The organism is Protofrankia coriariae (genome assembly GCF_001017755.1).
Taxonomy (GTDB): domain Bacteria; phylum Actinomycetota; class Actinomycetes; order Frankiales; family Frankiaceae; genus Protofrankia; species Protofrankia coriariae.
On sequence record NZ_JWIO01000037.1, the window covers coordinates 13,263 to 36,349 of the forward strand.

Sequence of the window (23,087 nt, forward strand, 5' to 3'; positions counted from 1 at the left end):
CCGGCTTGCCCGCCAGCCGCTCACGCGCCGCGACCGCGGCGTCGATCCGGACGGGCAGCAGCCCGTCGATGCCGGCTGCGGTGAGGACCTGCGCGCAGTTCGCGCTCGACGAGACGACCGCGCGTCCGACCCCGGCGTCCGCCAGCGCGCGCAGATACCGCACGGATCCCGGGTACGCGGCGATCCCGCCCTGGCGGAGCCTGGCCGTCACGATCTCGTTCTTGCGCTTCCCCAGCCCGTGCACGGTCTGCGCCGTCGGCGGATCCGCCGGGCTGCCCGCGGGCAGCCCGATGCGCCGGGAGGCGAGGAACGACCGGATACCGTCCGCCCGCGGCCTGCCGTCCACGTAGGCGGGGTAGTCGTCATGGACGCTGAACGGGACGAACGGGACACTCTCGTACCGGGCCCGCTGTTCGAGGAAGGCGTCGAACATCTCCTTCCAGGCCGCGGCGTGGACGGCGGCCGTCGGGGTCAGCACACCGTCCAGGTCGAACAGACACGCCTTGATCTGTTCGGGTAGTCCGAGCATCCATCCCCTCCTCCCGAGGGCACCTGTGACCGTCCTATTACCCGCAACGCCCCTGCCTGACCGCGGACCGGCCGGGGTAACGTCCCACGCACGGCCGGCACCCCGTCGGGCCGGAAAACGGGCTGAGCAAAGGGAAGAAAAGGAGAGCCAGCGTCCGTGACAACGGTCAGCCGTGGAAGCCGTCCCTCGAAGACCAGCCGGGCCAGGGCCAACGGGCACGGCGACGGCATCGGCACGATCTCCGGGACGCCAGCCCCTGGGACCGCTCTCCCCCGAACGTCGGCACCCAGAACACCGACACCCGCGGCGTCGGCATCTGAGACGTCGGCATCTGAGACGTCCACGCACCCGGTGTCGCCGACGCGGGCCGCCCGGTCCGCGCTACCGGCGTGGAACCGCCCATGGGTGCCGCCCGTGGCCGCCGCCCTGGTGTTCGTCGCGGGGCTCATCGACATCGTCTCCGCGGTGACGCCCGGCTGGCGCAGCCGCCTCGACCTGATCCGGCAGATCCTGCCCGGATCGATCTCCCGGCAGGCCGCGGCGTTCACGGTTGTGGTCGGGCTCCTGCTGCTGCTCTTGGCGCGCGGTCTGCGCCGGCGCAAGCGCCGCGCCTGGCACGGGGTGGTGACGCTGCTCATGGCGAGCGTCGTCCTGCACGTGATCAAGGGCCTCGACTACGAGGAGGCGGCCGCCTCCGCCGTACTCGTCGGCGGCCTGCTGCTGGCCCGCGGGCAGTTCCAGGCCAAGGGGGATCCGAGCACCCGCTGGCGGGCACTGCGGGTCGGGACGACCCTTGCCGCCGCCTCGGTCACGATCGGCATGCTGCTGCTGCAGGTGGGCGGTGGGCGGCTGCTCGGGCCGCACCCGTTGTCCGTCCAGTTCGCGCACGTCGTGGACGGCCTGGTCGGCATCCACGGGCCGCTGCGTTTCTCCTCCGAGCGGCTCTCGGACCTTGTCACCCGGACGCTGCTGTCCATGGGCCTGCTCACGATCAGCGCTGTCGTGTACCTCGTGCTGCGGCCACCACGGCCGCGGCCGAAGCTGTCCGACGACGACATCGCCGGCATGCGCGCGCTGCTGGCCTGCCACGGTGACGCCGACTCGCTGGGCTACTTCGCCCTGCGCGCCGACAAGACCGTCGTCTGGTCGGCGACGCGCAAGGCCTGTGTCCCCTACCGGGTGGTGTCCGGGGTGATGCTCGCCAGCGGCGACCCGCTCGGCGACAACGAGGCGTGGCCGGGCGCGATCCGGGAGTTCCTGCGGATCGCCGCCGAACACGCCTGGATACCAGCGGTGATCGGATGTTCCGAGACGGGCGGCAAGGCGTGGGAGCGCGCCGGCCTGTCCGTGCTGGAGTTCGGCGACGAAGCCGTCATCGACGTGGCGGCCTTCACCCTCGACGGCCGTGACATGCGCAACGTCCGGCAGGCCGTCGGCCGGGTCGAACGGGCCGGCTACACCTGTCGGGCGCTGCGGATGCGCGACCTGCCCGCCGAGGAACGGGCCCGGTTGCGGGCGCAGGCCGAGGCATGGCGCGGCACCGAGACCGAACGCGGCTTCTCCATGGCGCTCGGCCGGATCGGCGCGCCCGCCGACGGCGACTGCGTCGTCCTGATGGCCTTCGACCGTGGCGGGGACGACTCGGCGGGCGGTGAAGGGGGCTGCGAGCCGCGGCTGCGCGCGCTGCTGCACTTCGTCCCGTGGGGGCGCCAGGGCCTGTCGCTGGACCTGATGGTGCGTGACCGTACCGCCGACAACGGGCTGAACGACTTCCTGATCGTCTCGGCGGTACGGGCCGCGGCCGGGCTCGGGGTGGAGCGTCTGTCGCTGAACTTCGCCTTCTTCCGGGCCGCGCTGGAACGCGGGCAGCGGCTTGGCGCGGGCCCGGTCACCCGTTGTTTCCGGAGCCTGCTGGTCTTCCTCTCCCGCTGGTTCCAGATCGACAGCCTCTACCGGTTCAACGCGAAGTTCCGGCCGGCCTGGTCGCCCCGCTACATCTGTTTCCCGGCGAACCGGAACCTGCCGCGCATCGCGCTGGCCATGCTGGAGGCCGAAGCCTTCCTGAACTGGCCCCGGCTGGGGGCACGGCCCACCGCGCACCGGCTACGGCGGCTCGTCCGCCCAGCCAGCGCCTGCTCTCGTAGGTAGAAACCGCCACTCCCACGACGGTTTCCACCTACAGGCGCGAAGGCCGTAGGTGGAAACCGTCGTCGCTACAGCGGTTCCTACCTACAGGGCCCTGGCAGGGCCCCTACAGAACCCTGTCAGGAGGCGTCGACGCCGGCCGGTGCGGCCAGCGAGCGGGCCAGCAGCTGGGAGACGTCGAGCACCTCGACACTCTCCTTCGCCCCGCCGGACTGCTTCTTCTCGGTGACGGCGTCGGTGAGCATGACGATGCAGAACGGGCAGGCGGTGGAGACGATGTCCGGGTCGAGAGCGAGCGCCTCGTCCACCCGCTCGACGTTGACCCGCTTGCCGATCTTCTCCTCCATCCACATCCGGGCGCCGCCGGCGCCGCAGCAGAAGCCGCGCTCCTTGCAGCGGTGCATCTCCTGGCTGCGGATACCGGGGATGCTGCCGAGGATCTCCCGGGGCGGGGTGTAGACCTCGTTGTGCCGGCCGAGGAAGCAGGGGTCGTGGTAGGTGACCGAGGAGTCCACCGGCTGGACGGGGACGAGTTTGCCCTCGTCCACGAGCCGGCCGAGCAACTGGGTGTGGTGGATGACCTCGTACGCGCCGCCGAGCGCCGGGTACTCGTTGGCCAGGCTGTTGAAGCAGTGCGGGCAAGTGGCGACGATCTTCTTCGCGCCCGCCGCGTTGAGGACCTCGATGTTGGCCTTGGCCAGTTCCTGGAAGAGGTACTCGTTGCCGAGCCGGCGGGCGGGGTCACCGGTGCAGCTCTCGCCGGTACCGAGGATGGCGAAGGAGACACCCGCGGTGTGCAGCAGCTCGGCGAAGGCCCGGGAGACCTTCTTGGCCCGGTCCTCGATGGCGCCGGCGCAACCGACCCAGTACAGGTACTCCACGTCGTCCGGGATGGGCTCGCCCTCGTCGAGCACGCGGACCTCGAACGGCAGGTCCTCGGCCCACTCGGTGCGGATCCGGGGCGAGACGCCCCACGGGTTGCCGTTGTTCTCCAGGTTGCGCAGCATCACCCCGGCCTCGCTGGGGAACGACGATTCGATCATCACCTGGTAACGGCGCATGTCGACGATGTGGTCGACGTGCTCGATGTCGACCGGGCACTGCTCCACGCACGCGCCGCAGTTGGTGCACGACCACAGCACGTCGGGGTCGATGACCCCGCCCTCGTCCTCGGTCCCGACCAGCGGACGGTCGGCCTGCGCCTGGCCGGGCTCGGGAACCCGCCCGAACCCGGACTCGGGGACGTGGTGGACGGCGTGCCCGCCCGACGCGTCCTCGGCGGCACCGGTGACCGCCTTCGCCGCGTCCTCCCCGTCAGCGGCCCCGTTGGCGGCGAGCAGGTACGGCGCCTTGGCGAACAGGTGGTCGCGAAGATCCATGATCAGAAGCTTCGGCGACAGCGGCTTGCCGGTGTTCCAGGCCGGGCACTGGCTCTGGCAGCGTCCGCACTCGGTGCAGGTGGAGAAGTCGAGCATCGCCTTCCAGGAGAAGTCCTCGACCTTGCCGGCACCGATGATCGGCTCGTCGGCCTCCATCAGGCTCTCGATGTCCGGGGTGCTGCCCAGCGGACCCAGCGCCTTGGGCTCACGCTTGAGGATGACGTTGATCGGCGCCAGGAAGATGTGCAGGTGCTTGGAGTAGGCGACCAGCACCAGGAAGCCCATGATGATGGCGATGTTGAGCAGCAGGAAGACCGTCTCGATGTGCTCGTTGGCCCCGGTGGAGAAGACATCGAGCGGCCGGCTGACCAGGTAGGAGGCGAACGCCCACCTCGTGTCGCCCTGCGGGTGTGTGCCGGCGTTGAACTGGGCGCCGCGCAGGATCAGGAGCGTGACCATCACCGCAGTGATCATCCCGAGGATGACCCAGGCCGGGCCGGTGTGCGACCCGTAGAACCGCGACCTGCGCTCGAGCCGGGCGGGCGCGTTGCGCAGCCGGATGATCGTGAAGGCCAGCAGCCCCGCGAGGACCGCGACCGTGAAAAAGTCCTCGATGAAACCGATGGCGGCCCAGTGCCCGAACAGCGGGATGTGGAAGTCGTGGTCGAACAGCGCGCCGAACGCCTCGATGACGGTCAGCATGAGGATCGTGAATCCCCAGAAGGTGAAGGCGTGCGCGAGCCCGGGGGCCGTCCAGGTCAGCAGCTTCCGCTGGGCGCCGACCTCGCTGATCTCACTCCACAGCCGTTGGCCTGCCCCGTCGAGCCGGCCAGCAGCAGGCTGTCCCTGGCGGATCAGTCTGAACAGCCAGTAGAACCGGCGTCCGGCCACCGCGAGGGCGACAACGACGATCACGCCGCCGATAGCGAGTCTCACACGTCCTCCAGTCTTCTACCGACGGTGGGAGCGTATCGCTACCCATTGGTAACTTGCACGCCGAACCAGCCCACCGCCGCCGGCACCGCCGGGATCCGCGACGGGCCATTTCACCCCTTTGCGCCTTCACCTTCCTCTTCGCACCGGCTAGGCGCAGCCGATCGCCGGTCGGACACGGCCGGCGCGAGGGCCCGGACAGCGCCGACCGGCACCGCCGACCAGGATCGAGCCAGACATGATCGTCTAAGATAAAGTTGGGATCAACGTCTCACCGGCCCCGGAAAATTTGGACCGGTTTCGGGATTCTCTTGTCCGGGGACGTGCTCCGGTTGCACCATCAGTGCAGCCCGTAACATGTCTGCGCTCTGCCGCGCCGGCACGGCGACGACCGCTGATGATTCAGGTTCCGGACCACGACCTCACGATCCACGGTGGACATGATGGCGAGCACGACCAAGAGCCCGATCAGGAGCAGCGGCCCGCTGCGCGACCACACCCGCGACCGTCCCGGCCACTCCCTGGAGGTGGCCTACCGGCGAGCCCGGGAGCAGCAGGCGCAGATGCGTCGGGAGCGGCTTGCCTACACCGTGCCCCGGGCCGCGCTACGGGCCTTCCCCATCGCGGTGGTGTTCGCCGTGCTGGTCGCCTCGGGCCTGCGGCTGCCCGCGTCCGTCGCGGTGACGGCGTACCTGGTGGTCCAGCTCGGCTGGCCACTGGTCGTGATCGGTCGTTCGTTCGATCCGGTTCCCGAGATCGAGGCGCTGCGCGAAGGCGCCGAATCCGAGCGCAAGACGGCACGTATCGTCAACAGGCTGCGTCGGTACGGCTACGTGGTGATGCACGACCGTCGGGTGGCTCACTCCGAGGCGAGCATCGGGCACCTGCTGGTCGGGCCGGGCGGCGTCATGGTGATGAAAAGCGACGCCTCCCCCGGGACGGTCCGTTACTCCAAGGACGGCGCGAAGGTCGACGGGCAGTCCCTGAAGAAGCCGCTCGACCTGACCAGGTGGCTCGGGGAAGAGGTCCGCAACCAGACCCGCGACGCCCTGCCGATGCTCAAAGTGCCGGTCCGGCCAATTCTGATCATGGTTGAGGCGGGTGTCCTGTGGAGCGACGGGGCGATCGACGGGGTGACCCTGATCAGCCTGAAGGACCTCGTCTCCTATGTCCGCGGACGGCCGGACCGGCTCAACCCGGCCGAGGTGACGAAGGTGGTCGCCGTCGCCCAGCGGCTGTTCCCGCCCGCCACGGCCAACCAGCTCGCCGATCACGTCACCCTGGACCGCGACCAGTGGCTGACCCTGATGGACGCGCTGCGCACCATCCTGGAACGCGGCGGGGACGCGACCGACATGCTCGACCGGCTCACCCGGATCGAGAACGATCTCGCCCGGCTCGCCGAGCCGGGCGGGCNGGCGGGCGGTCCGGCATCCCGGGAGCGCGTACCGGCGACAACGGTGACAGCGGTGACGGTGACAGCGGTGACGGTCACAGCGACGACCTCATCAACGAACTCACCGGCTCGGNCAGGCCCGCGCCCGGTGCCGCGGACGACCCGTCGACGGGACGGCGGCGGGGGCGCATACTGGCCGCGGTCCGCCCGCTGCGGCCGGCCGCGAGCCGCCCGGCGGACGACGTCGCGAACGACGGCGGCACCAGCGCGGACCTGGACGTCGACGGCTCTGCCGACGGACCGGGCCGACCGCCATACGGCCCCACCGGACCGTCCAGCGCCTGAACAGGGCGCAGACCAGCAGAATCACGGTCAAACAGGACATAATGGCCGAAAGTATGCACAAAAATCCTGAAGCAACCTGAGGCCGGCGGACATCCCGCCGGCCTCAGTCGTGCGCCGGTCGTGCCGGTCGCGCAGGTCGTGCGCCCCCGCATCCAGTCGCGCCCGAACCGTGCCCGTGATGACGCGGCGCACCAGCGCCGTCCGACTATCGCAAAGGCCATCGCAAAAAACATGAGCAGAATAGGCTCAGGTTTGACGGCAGGAGAGTTATTGTTGGATCCTGAGCCAGCACGGCTCAACTACCACATGAGCGGCCCACGCGGCATCCCGACGGAGCCGGTGGAGCCGGATCCATCCTGATTCGAAAGGCGCACAGACATGGCACGAGCGGTCGGCATCGACCTCGGCACCACGAACTCCGTCGTGAGCGTGCTCGAGGGCGGCGAACCCACGGTGATCGCCAATGCCGAGGGCTCGCGAACGACTCCATCCGTCGTCGCCTTCGCCAAGAACGGCGAGGTTCTGGTCGGCGAGGTCGCGAAGCGGCAGGCGGTCACCAACGTCGAGCGGACCATCCGGTCGGTCAAGCGCCACATGGGCACCGACTGGAAGATAAAGATCGACAGCAAGGACTTCACCCCCCAGCAGATCAGCGCGTTCATCCTGCAGAAGCTCAAGCGGGACGCCGAGTCCTACCTCGGCGACACCGTGACCGACGCGGTCATCACCGTGCCCGCCTACTTCGACGACGCGCAGCGCCAGGCCACCACCGAAGCTGGCACCATCGCCGGGCTGAACGTCCTGCGGATCGTCAACGAGCCCACCGCCGCTGCCCTCGCCTACGGGCTGGACAAGGGCGAGAAGGAGCAGACGATCCTGGTCTTCGACCTCGGTGGTGGCACCTTCGACGTGTCCCTGCTGGAGATCGGCGACGGCGTTGTCGAGGTCAAGTCGACCTCCGGGGACACCCACCTCGGCGGTGACGACTGGGACCAGCGCATCACCGACCATCTGATCAAGACCTTCAACGGTCAGCACGGCGTCGACCTGGGCAAGGACAAGATGGCTCTGCAGCGGCTGCGCGAGGCCGCCGAGAAAGCCAAGATCGAACTGTCGCAGTCCACCCAGACCAGCATCAACCTGCCCTACATCACCGCCTCGGCCGAGGGTCCGCTGCACCTCGACATCACCCTGACCCGCTCCGAGCTCCAGCGGATGACCCAGGACCTCATCGACCGCTGCAAGCACCCCTTCCAGCAGGCCGTCAAGGACGCCGGGGTCAAGGTCAGCGACATCGACCACGTCGTGCTCGTCGGCGGCTCCACCCGGATGCCGGCCGTGGTCGACCTGGTCCGCGAGCTCACCGGCGGCAAGGAGCCGAACAAGGGCGTCAACCCCGACGAGGTCGTCGCCGTCGGCGCCTCCCTGCAGGCCGGCGTCCTCAAGGGTGAGGTCAAGGACGTCCTGCTGCTCGACGTCACCCCGCTGTCCCTGGGCATCGAGACCAAGGGCGGGATCATGACCAAGCTCATCGAGCGCAACACCACCATCCCGACCAAGCGCTCGGAAATCTTCACCACCGCCGAGGACAGCCAGCCCTCCGTGCAGATCCAGGTCTTCCAGGGCGAGCGCGAGATGGCCGCCTACAACAAGAAGCTCGGTATGTTCGAGCTCACCGGCCTGCCGCCGGCGCCCCGCGGCGTCCCGCAGATCGAGGTCACCTTCGACATCGACGCCAACGGCATCGTCCACGTCTCGGCCAAGGATCTCGGCACCGGCAAGGAACAGTCGATGACCATCACGGGCGGTTCGGCGCTGCCCAAGGACGACATCGACAAGATGGTCCGCGACGCCGAGCAGTACGCCGAGGAGGACCGCAAGCGCCGCGAGGAGGCCGAGACCCGCAACCAGGGCGAGACCCTGGTGTACTCCACCGAGCGGTTCCTGGCCGAAAACGGCGACAAGATCGACGCCGCGGTCAAGGCCGACGTGGAGGAGAAGCTGTCCGCGCTGCGGGCGGCGGTCGGCGGCACCGACATCGCGGCCATCCGTGACGCCACGACCGAACTCGCCAAGGCCAGCTCCGTCATGGGCCAGTCGCTCTACGCGGACGCGCAGGGCTCGGCCGGCAACCCCGGCGGCGCCGCCGGCGCGAGCGCGGACGACGACGTGGTGGACGCCGAGATAGTGGACGAGGAGGACAAGAAGTGACCTCGGCCCCCAACGACTGGACGCAGAGCGCCCCCGCGCCGGACGAGCCAGTGATCGTCCGGGACAAGCGCCGCATAGACCCACAGAGCGGGCAGGTCCGGGTGGAGGCCGCGCGAACGCAGACCGCCTCCCCGGCCGGGGACACCGTCACGTCTCCGGCCGGGGTGCCGCCGGCCGGAGAGGCCGACCAGGTGGCGTCGCTACGCCAGCAGGTCACTGAGCGCACCAGTGACCTGCAACGCCTCAAGGCCGAATTCGACAACTACCGGCGTCGTGTCGAGCGTGACCGGCAGGCCCTGGCCGAGCAGGCAGCCGGCAGGCTGCTCCTGGCGCTGCTGCCGACCCTCGACGACATCGGCCGCGCCCGCGACCACGGCGATCTGGAGGGCCCGTTCAAGGCGGTGGCGGAGTCGCTGGAAGCCACCCTTGAGACCGCCGGGCTCGAGCGGTTCGGCGCCCGCGGGGACGAGTTCGACCCGCTCGTCCACGATGCGCTCATGCACACCTACTCGGCCGAGGTGACCAGGCCGACCTGCGTGGACATCTTCCGGGCCGGCTACCGGCACGCTGGCCGCGTGCTGCGGCCGGCGCAGGTCGCGGTCGCCGAACCGGCGGCGGAAGACCCCGACGCCGGTCAGGGCGCCGACGGCGGCACGGCCGCCGGGGCCGCGCCGGAAGCCGGCGGCGGCTCGGCAGAAGCCGCCGAGTAGCCGCCGAGTAGTCAATGCCATCGCGGTTCTTGCTGAACAGCATCCACATCGGGCGTCGGTAGACGACATGATGACGGAAGGAGGGGCGCCGTGAGTGTTCGCGACATGGTCGAAAAGGACTACTACGCCGCTCTCGGCGTGCCCAAGGACGCTTCGGCAGCCGACATCAAGAAGGCGTACCGCCGCCTCGCGCTTGAGCTGCACCCGGACAAGAACCCCGGCGACCCCAAGGCGGAGGCCCGGTTCAAGGAGGTCTCCGAGGCGTACGACGTGCTCTCGGACGAGTCCCGGCGGCGGGAGTACGACGAGGCCCGGGCGCTGTTCGCCGCGGGTGGTGTCCCCGGCGGCCAGGCCGGCGGTTACGGCTTCCAGCCGGGCGGGTTCGGGCCCGGTGGGCCCGGTTACCATGGCGGATCCACCGCGTTCAACCTCGACGACCTGCTGGGCGGGGCGGGCGCCGGCACGGCCCCGGGCGGGCTGGGCGGGCTGTTCGACAACCTGTTCCAGCGGTCACCGGGCGGCCGTGGGCCACGCCGTGGCGCCGACATCACGGCCGAGGTCACGATCTCGTTCGAGAAGGCCCTCTCCGGTCTGGAGGCGACGGTCCGCCTGCCCGGCGCCGCGACCTGCCTGACCTGCGGGGGCAACGGTGCCCGGCCGGGCACCACACCGCGGACGTGCACGACCTGCCGGGGGCTGGGTGTGGTGTCGCGGTCGCAGGGAGGCTTTGCGCTCTCCGAGCCCTGTCGGGACTGCCTCGGCAAGGGAACGGTGATCGATTCGCCCTGCCCGGACTGCCGGGGCAGCGGCCGGCGCGAACGCGAACAGCGGATCCGCATCCCACCGGGGGTCGCCGACGGCCAGCGGCTGCGGGTACGCGGACGCGGATCGCCGGGTGAACGCGGTGGCCAGGCAGGCGATCTGGAGGTCACCGTCCACGTACTGGCCCATCCGGTGTTCGACCGCGAGGGGCAGAACCTGACGATCGTCCTGCCGGTGACCTTCGTGGAGGCCGCCCTGGGCGCCTCGGTGAAGGTTCCGACGATCGACGGTGCCCCGCTGACGGTGAAGATCCCGCCCGGCACGTCGAGTGGACGTCGTCTGCGGGTACGTAGTCGTGGAGTGCCGCGTAGCGGCGGCGGTCACGGCGATCTCATCGTGACCGTCGACGTCACGGTGCCGAAACCGACGGATCTCTCCGCGAAGGCGCGGACGGCGCTGCAGGAGTTCGCCCACGCCCATCCCGAGGATCCCCGCACAACACTGATGGAACAGATGGAGGGCCGGTCATGAAGTCACGACCGAGCCGTACCGCCGACCCGCCGGCGTCGGCACCGGCGGCGCCGCCGTCCCCGGGGCCACCGAGGGCCTCGGGCGTCCCGGCCGGCTCGCCCGGGACGCCGTCGGCGCCCCGCCCGAGCCCCGCCCACGACGACGACACACCCGTATACGTGATCTCCATTGCCGCGCAGCTCGCCGGCATGCACCCCCAGACGCTGCGAGCCTACGACCGTCTCGGCCTGGTCACTCCCGGCCGCACGTCCGGACGCGGGCGACGGTACTCCGTGCGGGACGTCGCGCTGCTGCGCGAGGTGCAGCGGCTGTCCCAGGAGGAGGGCGTCAACCTCCAGGGCATCCGACGGATCCTGGAGCTGGGCGGCCAGGTAATGATGTTGCAGGCGCAGGTCCGGCAGCTGACCGAGGAGTTGGCGGCGGTCCGCGCCGAAGCCGAGCGCCGGGTCGCCGAGGCGCATCGCAGCCACCGGCGCGACCTGGTGCCCGTCGACCGCAGCGCAATAGTGGTCTGGCGGCCCGGCTCCCGCCGCTAGGGTGCTTCCTGTGGATCTTGCTCGATGCGGGCGGCGATCCAGATGGCCTCCTCCGAGGCGGAGGAGGAGCTCATAGCGGAGGCTATGGGCGACGACGACAACGCGGGAGGTGGCCATCTGGGCGCCGCCCACGCGATCGAACATCCGTCAGACACGCCCTGGACCAGGTCGGCAGCCATGAGCGCCGGCTCGTCGGGTACTGATTCCTTCGTCCTCCTTCGTCGAGCACCGGTTCTTCGTCGGCTATCGGTTTCACCGAACGGCGCGCCGTCGACGATCCGCGGCGAGGCCGCCGAGTGGTGAGCGGGAGCGGCCGGAGCAAACGACGCGGACGGCGTGGGCCCGAGCCAGGGCCAGGGCCAGGGCCGTCGAGCGTGGGGCAGCCGGTTGCCACGCCCCGCGCTCGACGGCCCTGTCACCAGCGGGCTCCAGGAGGCAGCAACGCCTGGGAACGCCGCGTCGCGAAGCTTCGCATCACGCAAACTTAAGCGGGAATGACTCAACTATCCTGAGCGTTATGAAGATGGTACGACCAAAACGATCATCTTAGGATTCCGATGAACGCTGACCGCCTCACCGCTCGCTCGCAGGAAGCCCTGTCCTCCGCCGTCAGCCGCGCCACCGGTGACGGCTCACCGCTCGTCGACCCCCTGCACCTGCTGGTCGCCGTCCTGAGCCAGACCGGCGGGGTCGCGGTGGACCTGCTCGAGGCCGTCGACGCGCCTGTCGCCCAGGTGCGCGCCCGCGCCGAGGCGGCGGTCAGCCGGCTGCCGCACGCGACCGGCGCGTCCGTTGCCCCGCCGCAGCTGTCCCGGCAGCTCATCACCGTCCTGGACAACGCCGAACGGCAGGCGAACCGGCTCGGCGACGAGTACACCTCGGTCGAGCACCTGCTGGTCGCGCTCGCGGAGGAGGGCGGCGAGGCGTCCCGGGTGCTCACCGAGTTCGGGGCGAGCTCGGAGGCCCTGCGCGGCGCGTTCGACACCGTGCGCGGCGGCGTTCACCGGGTGACCAGCCGCGATCCCGAGGGCTCCTACCGCGCGCTGGACAAGTACTCCGTGGACCTCACCGAGCAGGCCCGCGCCGGCAAGCTCGACCCGGTCATCGGACGCGACGCCGAGATCCGCCGTGTCGTGCAGGTCCTGTCCCGGCGGACGAAGAACAACCCGGTCCTCATCGGCGAACCCGGCGTCGGCAAGACCGCGATCGTCGAGGGGCTCGCGCTGCGGGTCGTCGCCGGTGACGTGCCGGAGTCCCTGCGCGGCCGGCGCATCGTCTCGCTCGACCTCGGTTCGATGGTGGCCGGGTCGAAGCTGCGGGGCGAGTTCGAGGAGCGGCTGCGAGCCGTCCTCAACGAGATCCGCTCCGCCGAGGGCCGGCTGATCACCTTCATCGACGAGCTGCACACGGTCGTCGGCGCGGGCGCCGCCGAAGGCGCCATGGACGCCGGCAACATGCTCAAGCCCATGCTCGCCCGCGGCGAGCTGCGCATGATCGGCGCCACCACCCTGAACGAGTACCGCACCCGCATCGAGAAGGACCCGGCGCTCGAACGCCGCTTCCAGCCGGTGCTGGTCGGCGAGCCGTCGGCCGAGGACACCATCGGCATCCTGCGCGGGCTGAAGGAACGCTACGAGGTGCACCACGGTGTCCGGATCACCGACGCCGCGCTCGTCGCCGCCGCCACCCTGTCCGACCGGTACGTCAGCGGGCGGTTCCTGCCCGACAAGGCCATCGACCTGGTGGACGAGGCCGCGTCCCGGCTCCGGATGGAGATCGACAGCCGGCCGGTGGCGATCGACGAGCTCGAGCGCGCCGTCCGGCGCATCGAGATCGAGGACATGGCGCTGTCCAAGGAGAGCGACAGCGCGTCCAAGGAGCGCCGTGAGCGGCTGCAGCGCGAGCTCGCCGAGAAGCGGGAGGAGCTGTCCAGCCTGACCGCCCGCTGGCAGCGTGAGAAGAGCTCCATCGCCGAGGTGCAGAAGGCCAAGGAGGAGCTGGAGAACGCCCGGCGCGCCCTCGACCTCGCCGAACGCGATCTCGACCTGGCCAAGGCCGGTGAGCTGCGCTACGGCACGATCCCGACGCTGGAGAAGCGGCTCGCCGCGGCCACCGACGCGCTGCCCGGCGCGGGCGAGCCCGGCAGCGCCATGCTCAAGGAGGAGGTCGGCCCCGACGACGTCGCCGAGGTCGTCGCGTCCTGGACGGGTATTCCCGCCGGCCGGCTGCTGGAGGGGGAGACCACCAAGCTGCTGCGCATGGAGGAGGAGCTGCACGCCCGCGTCATCGGCCAGCACGCCGCGGTGCGGGCCGTCTCCGACGCGGTGCGCCGGGCCCGCGCGGGCATCTCCGATCCCGACCGGCCGACCGGCTCGTTCCTGTTCCTCGGCCCGACCGGCGTGGGCAAGACGGAGCTGGCCAAGGCGCTCGCGGACTTCCTGTTCGACGACGAACGCGCGGTGGTTCGCATCGACATGAGCGAGTACGCCGAGAAGCACTCGGTGGCCCGGCTCATCGGCGCCCCGCCCGGTTACGTCGGCTTCGAGTCCGGCGGGCAGCTCACCGAGGCGATCCGGCGCCGCCCCTACAGCGTGATCCTGCTGGACGAGGTGGAGAAGGCACACCCCGACGTCTTCGACATTCTCCTGCAGGTCCTCGATGACGGACGCCTCACCGACGGGCAGGGGCGCACCGTGGACTTCCGCAGCACGATCGTGGTGCTGACGTCCAACCTCGGTTCCCAGTTCATCGCGGACCCGACCCTGCCCCCGCAGGTGCGGCGCGACTCGGTCATGATCGCGGTACAGGAGGCGTTCAAGCCCGAGTTCCTCAACCGGCTCGACGACATCCTCATCTTCGACCAGCTCGACAAGGACGACCTGGCCCGCATCGTCGATCTCCAGCTCGACCTGCTGCGCGCCCGGCTGACCGACCGGCGGATCACCCTGACGGTCACCGACGCCGCCCGCTCCTGGCTCGCCGACGCCGGCTACGACCCGGTCTTCGGCGCCCGGCCGCTGCGCCGGCTCGTCCAGACCGCGATCGGCGACCCGCTCGCCCGGGAACTGCTCGCCGGCACCATCCGGGACGGCGACGACGTCCTCGTGGACGTCACCCCGAACCAGCACGGCCTGGCCGTCCAGAAAGCGTAGGCAAAAACCGTCACCACCCCGACGAAAACCACCTACAGGCCTCCGACCCGTAGGTGGTTTTCGTCGTCATGACGACGTTTTCGACCTACAGACGCGGAAGCCGTGGGGTGGCAAGGGCCCCTCACGGGGCCGTCACGGGGCCGTCACAGGGCCGAAAACCACCAGCGCTTTCCGCGCGGTAGCTATCCGAAATCGGCGATACACTCTCGGTCGTGCTGAAGCTGGTGGTCGCTGACGAGGTGCGGGCGGCGGTGGAGGCGGGGCGGCCCGTGGTCGCCCTGGAGTCGACGCTGATCGCGCACGGCCTGCCGCGCCCACGCAACCTGGAGGTGGCGGCCGATCTGGAAACCCTGCTCCGCGACCGTGGTGTGACACCGGCGACCATAGCGATGATCGACGGAGCGCCCACCATCGGCCTGGATGCCATCGAACTCACCAGAATCGCGAACACCCCGAATGTGGCGAAACTGTCGGTACGGGATCTGCCGGTCGCCTCCGCGCTGGGCCGCACCGGGGCGACCACGGTCGCGTCCACGTCCCTGCTCGCCGCCCGCGCCGGTATCAGCGTGTTCGCCACCGGCGGGCTCGGTGGGGTGCACCGCGGCTGGGCCGACAGTGCCGACGAGTCCGCCGATCTCGTCACTCTCGCAGGCACGCCGATAACCGTGGTCTGCGCGGGGGTGAAGTCGATCCTGGACGTCGGCGCGACCCTCGAACGGCTGGAAACCCTCGGTGTGCCGCTGCTCGGCTGGCGGACGAGTACCTTTCCGGGCTTCTACCTGTCCCGGACCGAGTTTGTCGTGGACTGGCGGGTGGATGCCGCCGCCGACGTCGCGACCGTCATGGCGGACGCGCGGGCGCTGGGCCTGCGCGCGGCCGTGGTCGTCGCCAACCCGGTGCCGGAGGCGGACCAGCTCGACCAGGAGCTGCACGACCGGGTCCTGGACGAGGCGCTGACGCAGGCGGCCCGCCGGGGGCTGCGGGGGAAGGCCGTCACCCCGTTCCTGCTGGCGACGTTCCACCGCGAGACGGCCGGCGCCAGCCTGGAGACCAACATCGCCGTGGTCCGTAACAACGTCACCGTCGCCGCCGACATCGCCGTTGCCTGGTCCGCCCACCCGACCGGCCCGGACCAGACATCCCCGGACCAGACATAGACCAGACATAAAGGCGCCGGCGGCCCCTGAGCAGCCGTACCGCTTTCGTGTCAGGCCTCCTACCTGCGACGATCGATTGTCGTGGACAGCGCGGAGGGGGTCCGGTGGGCAGGATCTGGCAGGCCGTGGCATGGTCGGCGGGGCCGCGTCTGAAATGGGCGCTTCTCCTTGGCTGGATCGTCATCGCGGCTGTCGCCAGCCCACTCGCGTTCAGGCTGTCCGACGCGCAGCGGAACGACGCCTCGTCCTTTCTGCCCTCGCGCGCCGAGTCCACCAGGCTGTTCGAGGCCCAGAAACTCCTGCCGGGCGGGGACTCCGTACCGGCGATTGTCGTCTTCTCTCGTGACCCTGAGCTGACGCCTACCGATCGGAAAGTGGTCGAGGAGGTCGGCCGCCGGATCGGTGAATTCTCCGAACGCCCGGTCAGCATGCCTATTTCCTCACCACGGGGAAATACCCTGCTACTCGCCGCCAGTATCGCCCAGAGCGCCGACGTCGTGGTGTTCACCGACAAGGTCAAGGAAATCCGGCGGATCGCCCGGGACGCGGCACCGCCGGGGCTCCAGACGTCGCTGACCGGGCCGGCCGGGCTGGTGACGGACACCTTCGAGGTGTTCAGCGGAGTGGAGACCAGGCTGCTGTTCGTCACCGCGGGAGTCGTGGCGGTCATTCTTCTGCTCGTCTATCGGAGCCCCATCCTGTGGCTGATCCCGCTACTGACGGTCGCTATCGCCGACCAGACCGCCACCGCTCTGGTCTATCTCGCGGCCGAGCACGCGGGGCTGACCGTCAACGGGCAGAGCGCGGGCATTCTGCGGGTACTCGTCTTCGGCGCCGGCACCGACTACGCACTGCTTCTCATCGCCCGTTACCGCGAGGAGCTGACCCGTCACGTCGATGCGCACGCGGCGATGCGGGTCGCGATCCACCGGGCCGGACCGGCGATCGTCGCCTCAGCCGCCACGGTCATCATCAGCATGCTCTGCCTGCTACTGGGCGAGCTGAACTCCAACCGTGGCCTCGGCCCGGTCAGCGCGATCGGTATCGCCGTGGCGCTGGTGACCATGATGACGCTGCTGCCGGCGGCGCTGGTCGTGTGCGGACGGAGGCTGTTCTGGCCGTTCATCCCCAGCTACGGCGCGCAGACGCGGGAGGAGTCCGGGACCTGGTCACGGATCGGTGCGACGATTGCCGCCCGGCCGCGCACGATCTGGATCGCCACCGTCCTGGTGCTGGCCGGGCTCGCGCTCGCGACCACACATCTGAACACCGGCCTGCGTCAGGACCAGGGATTCACCAGACCGATGGACTCGGTCACCGGCCAGGAAATCGTGCAACGCAGCTTCCCGGCCGGTACCACCGCACCGACATACATTGTCGCGAACGCCACCAGGGCGGACGAGGTACACGCGGCCATTGCGAAAAATCCCGCGGTCGCGACCGTCGTGGAAAGCGACCGCGGCGCGGGGCTGGTGCAGTTCCTCGTCATTCTTTCGCAGCCGCCGGACACGAAGGCGTCCTTCGACACGATCAGACAGCTTCGGGACACCGTTCACGCGATACCGGCGGCGGACGCGCTGGTCGGCGGGAACACGGCGGTGAACCTGGACGTACGCACCGCCTCCGTGCACGACCGGAAAGTCGTCATTCCGGCCGTACTGGCGATCGTGGTCGTGATTCTCGGGCTGCTGCTGCGGTCGGTGGTGACCCCGCTGCTCCTGATCGCGACGGTGGTGCTGTCCTTCCTTGCCGCGCTCGGCGCGAGCGCGCTGGCCTACGACTGGCTGTTCGACTTCGCCGGAGCCGATCCCGCCCTGCCGTTGTTGGGCTTCATCTTCCTGGTGGCGCTGGGTATCGACTACAACATCTTCCTCATGACAAGGGTCCGGGAAGAAGCCGGGAGAATCGGCACGCGGCCGGGGGTACGCCACGGCCTGGCCGTCACCGGCGGCGTCATCACCTCCGCCGGGGTCGTGCTCGCGGCCACGTTCTCGGCGCTGTTCATTCTCCCGCTCGTGCAGCTCGCGGAAGTCGGCTTCCTGGTGGCCTTCGGCGTCCTGCTCGACACGCTGGTGGTGCGTTCTGTTCTCGTCCCCGCGCTCGCCATCGACATCGGCCCGAAAATCTGGTGGCCCAGCCGGCTCGCGAAGCTGCCACCGGACCAGCCCACGACGGCGACCGACGTCGCCATCCGAGAAGCGGACAGCGACGCGGCCGCCGTTGGAACTCTTTATGGAGCCGCCGGCCGTACGAACACAATGCTCACACAGCCCTCGGACGAGTAGTTTTTACAGGACCTTTCGGATGGGCGACCGCTACCCAGCCAAAGCCGCCGGCTGGTCAGCCGAAGGTCGGGAACTCCGGGCCGAAGATCAGACGCCAGAGGTTGACCGCCTCCTCGTGCCGGCCGACCTGCTCCGCCTCGACCGCCTCGTCGGCACGGGCACGGGCGAAGGCCACCGGCTCCCGCAGCGCGTCGACGTCCTGCGGCTGCAGATAGGTCGACAGGTCGCCGCCGACCTCCGCGGGGTCGTAGGCGGCGAATCCCCTGCTCTCGATGTGCCGGAAGACCGCCGCCAGCCCCTGCCGGGTGTTCAGCCCACGATTGATCAGAACCTTGCCGGCGAGCGCCTCCAGATGGAAGGAGCGCAGCCGGCTGCCGTAGACCCGGTTCCAGGCCTTGAGCAGCCGCACGGCCGACGCGACCCGGGGGCCGGCGTCCGCCATCCAGCTGGCATGCCGCTCCGGGCGGGTCGGCAGCCAGCCGCCGACACAGTCCGGCATGACGTAGCCCGCCCGCGGATGGTCGAAGGCGGGCACCAGGTGAACGTCCGGCGCGCAGTTGTAGACGACGCGCATCGCCTGGCCGCGACTACCGATCATCTGGATGCGGTCGCCGCCGATCGCGTTACGGACGCGGAGCAGCAGATCGCGGGAGTCCCAGCGGAAGCGCTTCCAGGCGCTGTTGGCCGCGCTGAAGACCACGATGATGTCGACCTCGTCCACCGGGCGGATCATCGTGTCGCGGCCCGCGGAGCCGATGGTCGCCACTCCGACGAGCGGCAGCGCGCACCGCGGCGGGAAGATCGTCCGCAGGGCCTGCTCGGCGTCGTTGCGGCGGGCGTCGATGACCGCGCGGTCGTCGGCGTTGAGCCGGATCAGGTCGTCGAGCTTGGCAAAGGCACGGGCCGTGGTACCGACCAACAGGGGGCTGGTCATGCCACCGGTGATCGGCCCGGTGATCGGCCCGGTGATCGGGCCCGTCGGCGGGTTCAGCGGGCTGACGGCAGGATCGCCCGCGAACAGCGGGTTGTGCGCTCCAGGGCCGGACTCCTCCGAGCGGCGCCAGTGCGGCGGAATGATCAAATGGTCGTAGGTGACCTCCGAGGCACGCTGCCCGGGCAGTGATCCGTCCAGGGTTCCTGCGAACGCGGCTTCGCGTTGAGTTTCCACGCTCACTCTGAGAACCTCCCCAGCGCCTGCGCGCCAGCCGTACGCCCCCCATCCAGGACACGCGCGGCCGGTCAGCCGACACGGAGTTGCGAAGTGAGCGGCCAGCCTTACCACCCGATTCGCGACATCGCATCTTATGGTGCCGCATCCTGTCGGGCGGTGAACACCGGGGCCAGATCGGTCGCGTTACGTGACGAAAACAGCCGGATCAGGCAGCAGCTACCAGGCCCGGCAAAAGCGGGCCGGAGCAGGGATAACACAAAAACGATCAGTATTACAACACAATGATCAGAATAATAATGATCAGAATGGCGGCGGGCGATACCAGACCCGNGGGCGATACCAGACCCGCCAGCCGTCGGGCAGGATGACGCTGGTGGGCACGAACGCGGTCGCGACGGCCAGCCGCTCGCTCGTCCGGTCGCCCAGGCGCAACCGGGCCTCAACCACGATCGGGCCGCGAAACTCAAGCCAGCCGGCCAACGCCCGCAACACCTCGGTGGCATAGCCGTGACGCCGGTAGGGCCGCCCGATGGACACCGACACCAGCGCGCGCCGGCCGAACGCGTCCACCGCCAGCAGCCCGATGGCCGCCGAGTCGTCACCACGGATCGTCCAGGTCATCACACCACGGCCGGCGCTGGCCCGGCGGCGCAGCGCGCGGCGTAACGCCTCGGTGGGATCACCGGTGACGTCGACGGTGATCCCCTGCACCTTGTGCAGATGGGTGCCCACCAGCAGCGGCCCAAGTTCCTCGGCGACGAACCCGGCGTTCCAGACGGTCAGCGGAAGCGCGAGCAGACGCAGGGTCGTCAGGGTCGGCGCATCAGCCACGGCGGGCGGGCTCCGCGACGCCGAGCAGTCCCCGTTCCCGCAGCAGCGCCTCGGTGCGGGCCATCCCCTCGTCCAGGCCGACGCGCGGCTGCCAGCCCGTCAGCTCTCGGATGCTGGCGATCGAGTAGGTTCCCGTACGGGTCAGTTCGGCCAGCGTCAGCGGTCCGAGATCCACATAGCCGCGGGGATGCAGCCGCGAGGTCACCCGGCCGGACAGCCAGCCGCGTTCGGCCAGCAGCCGGTCGGTGGCGTCGAGCGCACGTACCAGCGCCGCCGGCACCTGTCCCGGCAGGGGCACGCCGGCCATCCGCGCGTACCGGCCGAAGAAGTCCGACGCGGTGACCGGCTCGCCACCGGTGACGTGCAGGATCTCACCGGCGGTCCGCTCGGCACCGGCGACGGTGACGACAGCCGTGGTCAGATCGTCGACGTGGATCGGGCTCAACAGCCCACGGCCGCCGTCCACCAGGGCGAAACGCCCCGCCCGCAGCAGCAGCAGCGGCCACAGCGTCCACCGGCCGGCCCGTGGGCCGTAGGCGTCGCCGACCCGCAGCACCGTCACCGGCAGCCCCCGGGCGGACGCGGCGAGCGCCGCCCGTTCGGCCGCGGCGAGCGCGTCCGGGCGCGTCAGACCGGTGGCCGTGACCGGCGCGCTCTCGTCCACCAGGTCCGGGAAGGAGGCGCCGAGCACGCTCACGCAGGAGAGGTGCACCACGCGGCCGACATCGGCACGCTCGCAGGCGTCCAGCAGTCCGGCGATGCCCCCGAGCGTCACCGAGCGTAGCTCACTGTCGGTGAGCGGTGCCAGACGTCGGCGCACGCCGGCGCGCACCGCGCCCAGCTCCCCGCCGCCGCCCGTGCCGACGGCCGCCGCGTGCACGACAAGATCGGCACCGACCAGCAGTTTGTCCAGATCCGCCGGCCGGGTGACGTCCGCCACGACAATGCCCGGGCCACGGCGGACATCGACCGGTATGACGTGGTAACCGCGTCGGCGCAGCTCGTGCGCGACCGCGTCCCCGATGAATCCGCCGGCGCCAGTAACGACCGCGCGAGCCACGTCCCCCCTCATCGCTTTCCTGGCAGCTCTGGAAGAGCCAACATCATAGGCGTCGCATCCCGTCACGTTCCGCTGTCAATACGTCGTTCGAGCGGCTCGACATCGACCCGACGTGACCGGAAAGCCAGACTAGCCGGTGATGACGGTCACAGCCGTCACGGCCCACGCCTGGATGCCACGAGCACGACCGTCCGGAAGCGGAGCGCGACAACCGCTGGAGCACCCCGAGCGCATCCGGACGACCACATCGGCCAGCACCCGTCGGACACCGGCCAGCACCCGTCAGGCACCGGCCAGCACCTGTCAGGCACGGCCTACGGCGTCCCGAAATCCTGCGTCCAGTAGGTGCCGTAGCGGCCTCCGGTGGCATAGCCCACACCGATCTGCTTCAACGAACAGTTCAGGATGTTCGCGCGGTGCCCGGCGCTGTTCATCCAGCCCCGCACCACTTCCGCGGGTGTGCGCTGGCCCGCGGCGATGTTCTCCGCCGCGGCGGAGAACTCGTACCCGGCCTTCGTTATGCGCTGGAAGGGCGTCCGGCCGTCCAGGCTGTCGTGGCTGAAGTAGTCGTGGGCGGACATGTCAGCGCTGTGCGCCTGCGCGGCCGTGATCAGCCGGCGATCCGTCGTGAGCGCCGCGCAGCCCGCTCTCGCCCGCTCGGCGTTCGTAAGCGCGATCACTTCGGACGCCTCACCCAGAAGCCGGTCGGACGGCGCACTCGTCACCGGCGTGACCGGGAGCGCCGGGGACGGTACCGGTGCCACCCGGGCCGGCACGGCTGATGTCGCCGGTGGTGGCGTGGCCGGGGTCGCCGGGGTCGCCGGCGTCACCGGGGCCGGGACGGCCGGCAGGTCGGCCGTGGGCTGCGGCTGGGTGGGCACCTGGGTGGCGGTCGGCCGCGGCGGCATGTTGACGATCCGTAGCTGGCTCGCGCGTATCGAGGGGGTCTGGGACGGATGGAACACGATCTCGGCCAGTGTGTAGGCGCCGTCGGGCAGCAGCCGGGTGTCCACGGTGGCCTCGTACGGGGCTGTGGGCGCCACCTGAACGTTCGTCGTGGGCCCTCGCAGGACGAACGCCACCCAGGTCCGGGTGTCCGCGGGAGCGGTGGCGCGCAGCCGCACGACGCCGCTGACGGTGCCGCGGTCGGTTGTCGGCTGCGCCGTCGACCGGGCGGCGAGCGCGAGCACGGCCGTCGACGACGCCAGTGCCGGGGCGGCGACGACCGACCCGTCCGTGCCGGCCGGGCTGGCCGGAGCGGCAAGTCGTGTCAGGAGCAGCACGGCTGTTCCGAGAACGCCGAGGACGACCGCCGGTACGACGGCAGGCCACCTCCGGCGGGCGTGGTCGTACCCGCGATGTCGATCCATGGAACCTTCCGTCCGGTCGGCCCCCCGCGCATGTCCCCCTCCGCCGGCCCATGGATCCGGGCCTACCGGACCGACCATCGGCCACCAAGGTCATTACCGTGTCGCCGTCGGTCGTCCAGCCGGCGCTCACAATAGCGAATAGCAGACAGAACGGGCCATCGGGGGCTGGGCGCGCGCCCACCGCCGCGCCGGTGAACGGCCCGACGGCCATCTTTTCGCCCGCTCCGGCGGACGGCACCGGACGGTTCGGTCGCGTCACGCGCCCAGCCGCGACGGGAGCGCGTTTCGGGCACGGCGGGAGCAATGCGGCAGGGCATCGCGACAGGGACATGTGGCGGGTACACGTGGCGGGGCATCCCGGTAGGGCATGGCGGGGCATAAGGCCCGTAGTCGGGAACAAACCGGGCCACGGCCACGGGCCGGAGTACCAAAGTGCTGATAGAAGGCACCGCCCAGGTCGTACGGACGGCTCTCGACGCATTCGCGCGGGGCGCGGCCGAGTGCTTCCCGGTAACATAACCAGCCATGGCACCGGAAATCGCGATCGACGGTCCCCCGGTCGCCAGGGTGCGTCTGCCGGGCAC

General features: G+C 70.2%; 15 protein-coding genes and 1 pseudogene. 10 read left to right on the plus strand and 6 right to left on the minus strand.

Translation table 11 applies throughout. The features are described from left to right. Positions 1-61 precede the first annotated feature (61 nt). Positions 62-529, minus strand: a pseudogene (locus tag FrCorBMG51_RS34075) (HAD family hydrolase); the annotation flags it as partial. A gap of 405 nt (positions 530-934) precedes the next feature. On the opposite strand from FrCorBMG51_RS34075, the gene FrCorBMG51_RS18995 reads away from it, so the two are divergent. Further along, positions 935-2,677, plus strand: a complete 1,743-nt coding sequence (locus tag FrCorBMG51_RS18995) for a phosphatidylglycerol lysyltransferase domain-containing protein (RefSeq protein WP_047224427.1) — start codon at positions 935-937, stop codon at positions 2,675-2,677. Positions 2,678-2,793: 116 nt separating this feature from the next. Here the strand turns inward: FrCorBMG51_RS18995 and FrCorBMG51_RS19000 are convergent, their stop codons facing one another. Continuing rightward, entirely contained in the window at positions 2,794-4,989 is a 2,196-nt protein-coding gene (locus FrCorBMG51_RS19000; protein ID WP_047224402.1) for a heterodisulfide reductase-related iron-sulfur binding cluster, read from the minus strand. 560 nt (positions 4,990-5,549) lie between these two features. Between FrCorBMG51_RS19000 and FrCorBMG51_RS19005 the strand changes: the two genes are divergently transcribed. From FrCorBMG51_RS19005 to FrCorBMG51_RS19045, 9 genes are all read left to right on the plus strand, one after another. Beyond that, entirely contained in the window at positions 5,550-6,797 is a 1,248-nt protein-coding gene (locus tag FrCorBMG51_RS19005) for a nuclease-related domain-containing protein (RefSeq protein ID WP_476742208.1), read from the plus strand. 308 nt (positions 6,798-7,105) lie between these two features. Beyond that, positions 7,106-8,938: a molecular chaperone DnaK gene (gene dnaK / locus FrCorBMG51_RS19010; RefSeq protein ID WP_047224403.1), complete on the plus strand. Its 1,833-nt coding sequence runs from the start codon at positions 7,106-7,108 to the stop codon at positions 8,936-8,938. Next, complete coding sequence (gene grpE, locus FrCorBMG51_RS19015; RefSeq protein WP_047224404.1) at positions 8,935-9,648, plus strand: nucleotide exchange factor GrpE; 714 nt, start codon at positions 8,935-8,937, stop codon at positions 9,646-9,648. The genes dnaK and grpE overlap by 4 nt, the downstream gene beginning before the upstream one ends. 90 nt (positions 9,649-9,738) lie before the next feature. Then, positions 9,739-10,941, plus strand: a complete 1,203-nt coding sequence (locus FrCorBMG51_RS19020; RefSeq protein ID WP_047224405.1) for a DnaJ C-terminal domain-containing protein — start codon at positions 9,739-9,741, stop codon at positions 10,939-10,941. After that, positions 10,938-11,477: a heat shock protein transcriptional repressor HspR gene (locus tag FrCorBMG51_RS19025; RefSeq protein ID WP_047224406.1), complete on the plus strand. Its 540-nt coding sequence runs from the start codon at positions 10,938-10,940 to the stop codon at positions 11,475-11,477. Before FrCorBMG51_RS19020 ends, FrCorBMG51_RS19025 begins: the two co-directional genes overlap by 4 nt. Before the next feature lie 24 nt (positions 11,478-11,501). Next, positions 11,502-11,780, plus strand: a complete 279-nt coding sequence (locus FrCorBMG51_RS19030) for a hypothetical protein (protein ID WP_047224407.1) — start codon at positions 11,502-11,504, stop codon at positions 11,778-11,780. 254 nt (positions 11,781-12,034) lie between these two features. After that, positions 12,035-14,629 (plus strand): ATP-dependent chaperone ClpB, encoded by a 2,595-nt coding sequence (clpB, locus tag FrCorBMG51_RS19035; protein WP_047224408.1) that lies wholly within the window; start codon positions 12,035-12,037, stop codon positions 14,627-14,629. A 212-nt stretch (positions 14,630-14,841) separates the two neighbouring features. After that, the gene (locus tag FrCorBMG51_RS19040; RefSeq protein ID WP_047224409.1) at positions 14,842-15,786 is read left to right on the plus strand and encodes a pseudouridine-5'-phosphate glycosidase; all 945 of its coding nucleotides are present in this window, start codon (positions 14,842-14,844) and stop codon (positions 15,784-15,786) included. Between the two features lie 104 nt (positions 15,787-15,890). Then, on the plus strand, positions 15,891-18,071 hold the full coding sequence (locus FrCorBMG51_RS19045; protein ID WP_047224410.1) for an MMPL family transporter: 2,181 nt from the start codon (positions 15,891-15,893) through the stop codon (positions 18,069-18,071). 55 nt (positions 18,072-18,126) lie between these two features. On the opposite strand, the gene FrCorBMG51_RS19050 is transcribed toward FrCorBMG51_RS19045, so the two are convergent. The 4 genes from FrCorBMG51_RS19050 to FrCorBMG51_RS31740 form a co-directional block, all read right to left on the minus strand. Further along, on the minus strand, positions 18,127-19,245 hold the full coding sequence (locus FrCorBMG51_RS19050; protein ID WP_047224411.1) for an SMODS domain-containing nucleotidyltransferase: 1,119 nt from the start codon (positions 19,243-19,245) through the stop codon (positions 18,127-18,129). Positions 19,246-19,542: 297 nt separating this feature from the next. Further along, the gene (locus FrCorBMG51_RS19055) at positions 19,543-20,073 is read right to left on the minus strand and encodes a GNAT family N-acetyltransferase (RefSeq protein ID WP_047224412.1); all 531 of its coding nucleotides are present in this window, start codon (positions 20,071-20,073) and stop codon (positions 19,543-19,545) included. Beyond that, complete coding sequence (locus FrCorBMG51_RS19060) at positions 20,066-21,133, minus strand: NAD-dependent epimerase/dehydratase family protein (protein ID WP_047224413.1); 1,068 nt, start codon at positions 21,131-21,133, stop codon at positions 20,066-20,068. Before FrCorBMG51_RS19060 ends, FrCorBMG51_RS19055 begins: the two co-directional genes overlap by 8 nt. A 314-nt stretch (positions 21,134-21,447) precedes the next feature. After that, on the minus strand, positions 21,448-22,503 hold the full coding sequence (locus FrCorBMG51_RS31740; protein ID WP_235433725.1) for a CAP domain-containing protein: 1,056 nt from the start codon (positions 22,501-22,503) through the stop codon (positions 21,448-21,450). Positions 22,504-23,087: the final 584 nt, after the last annotated feature.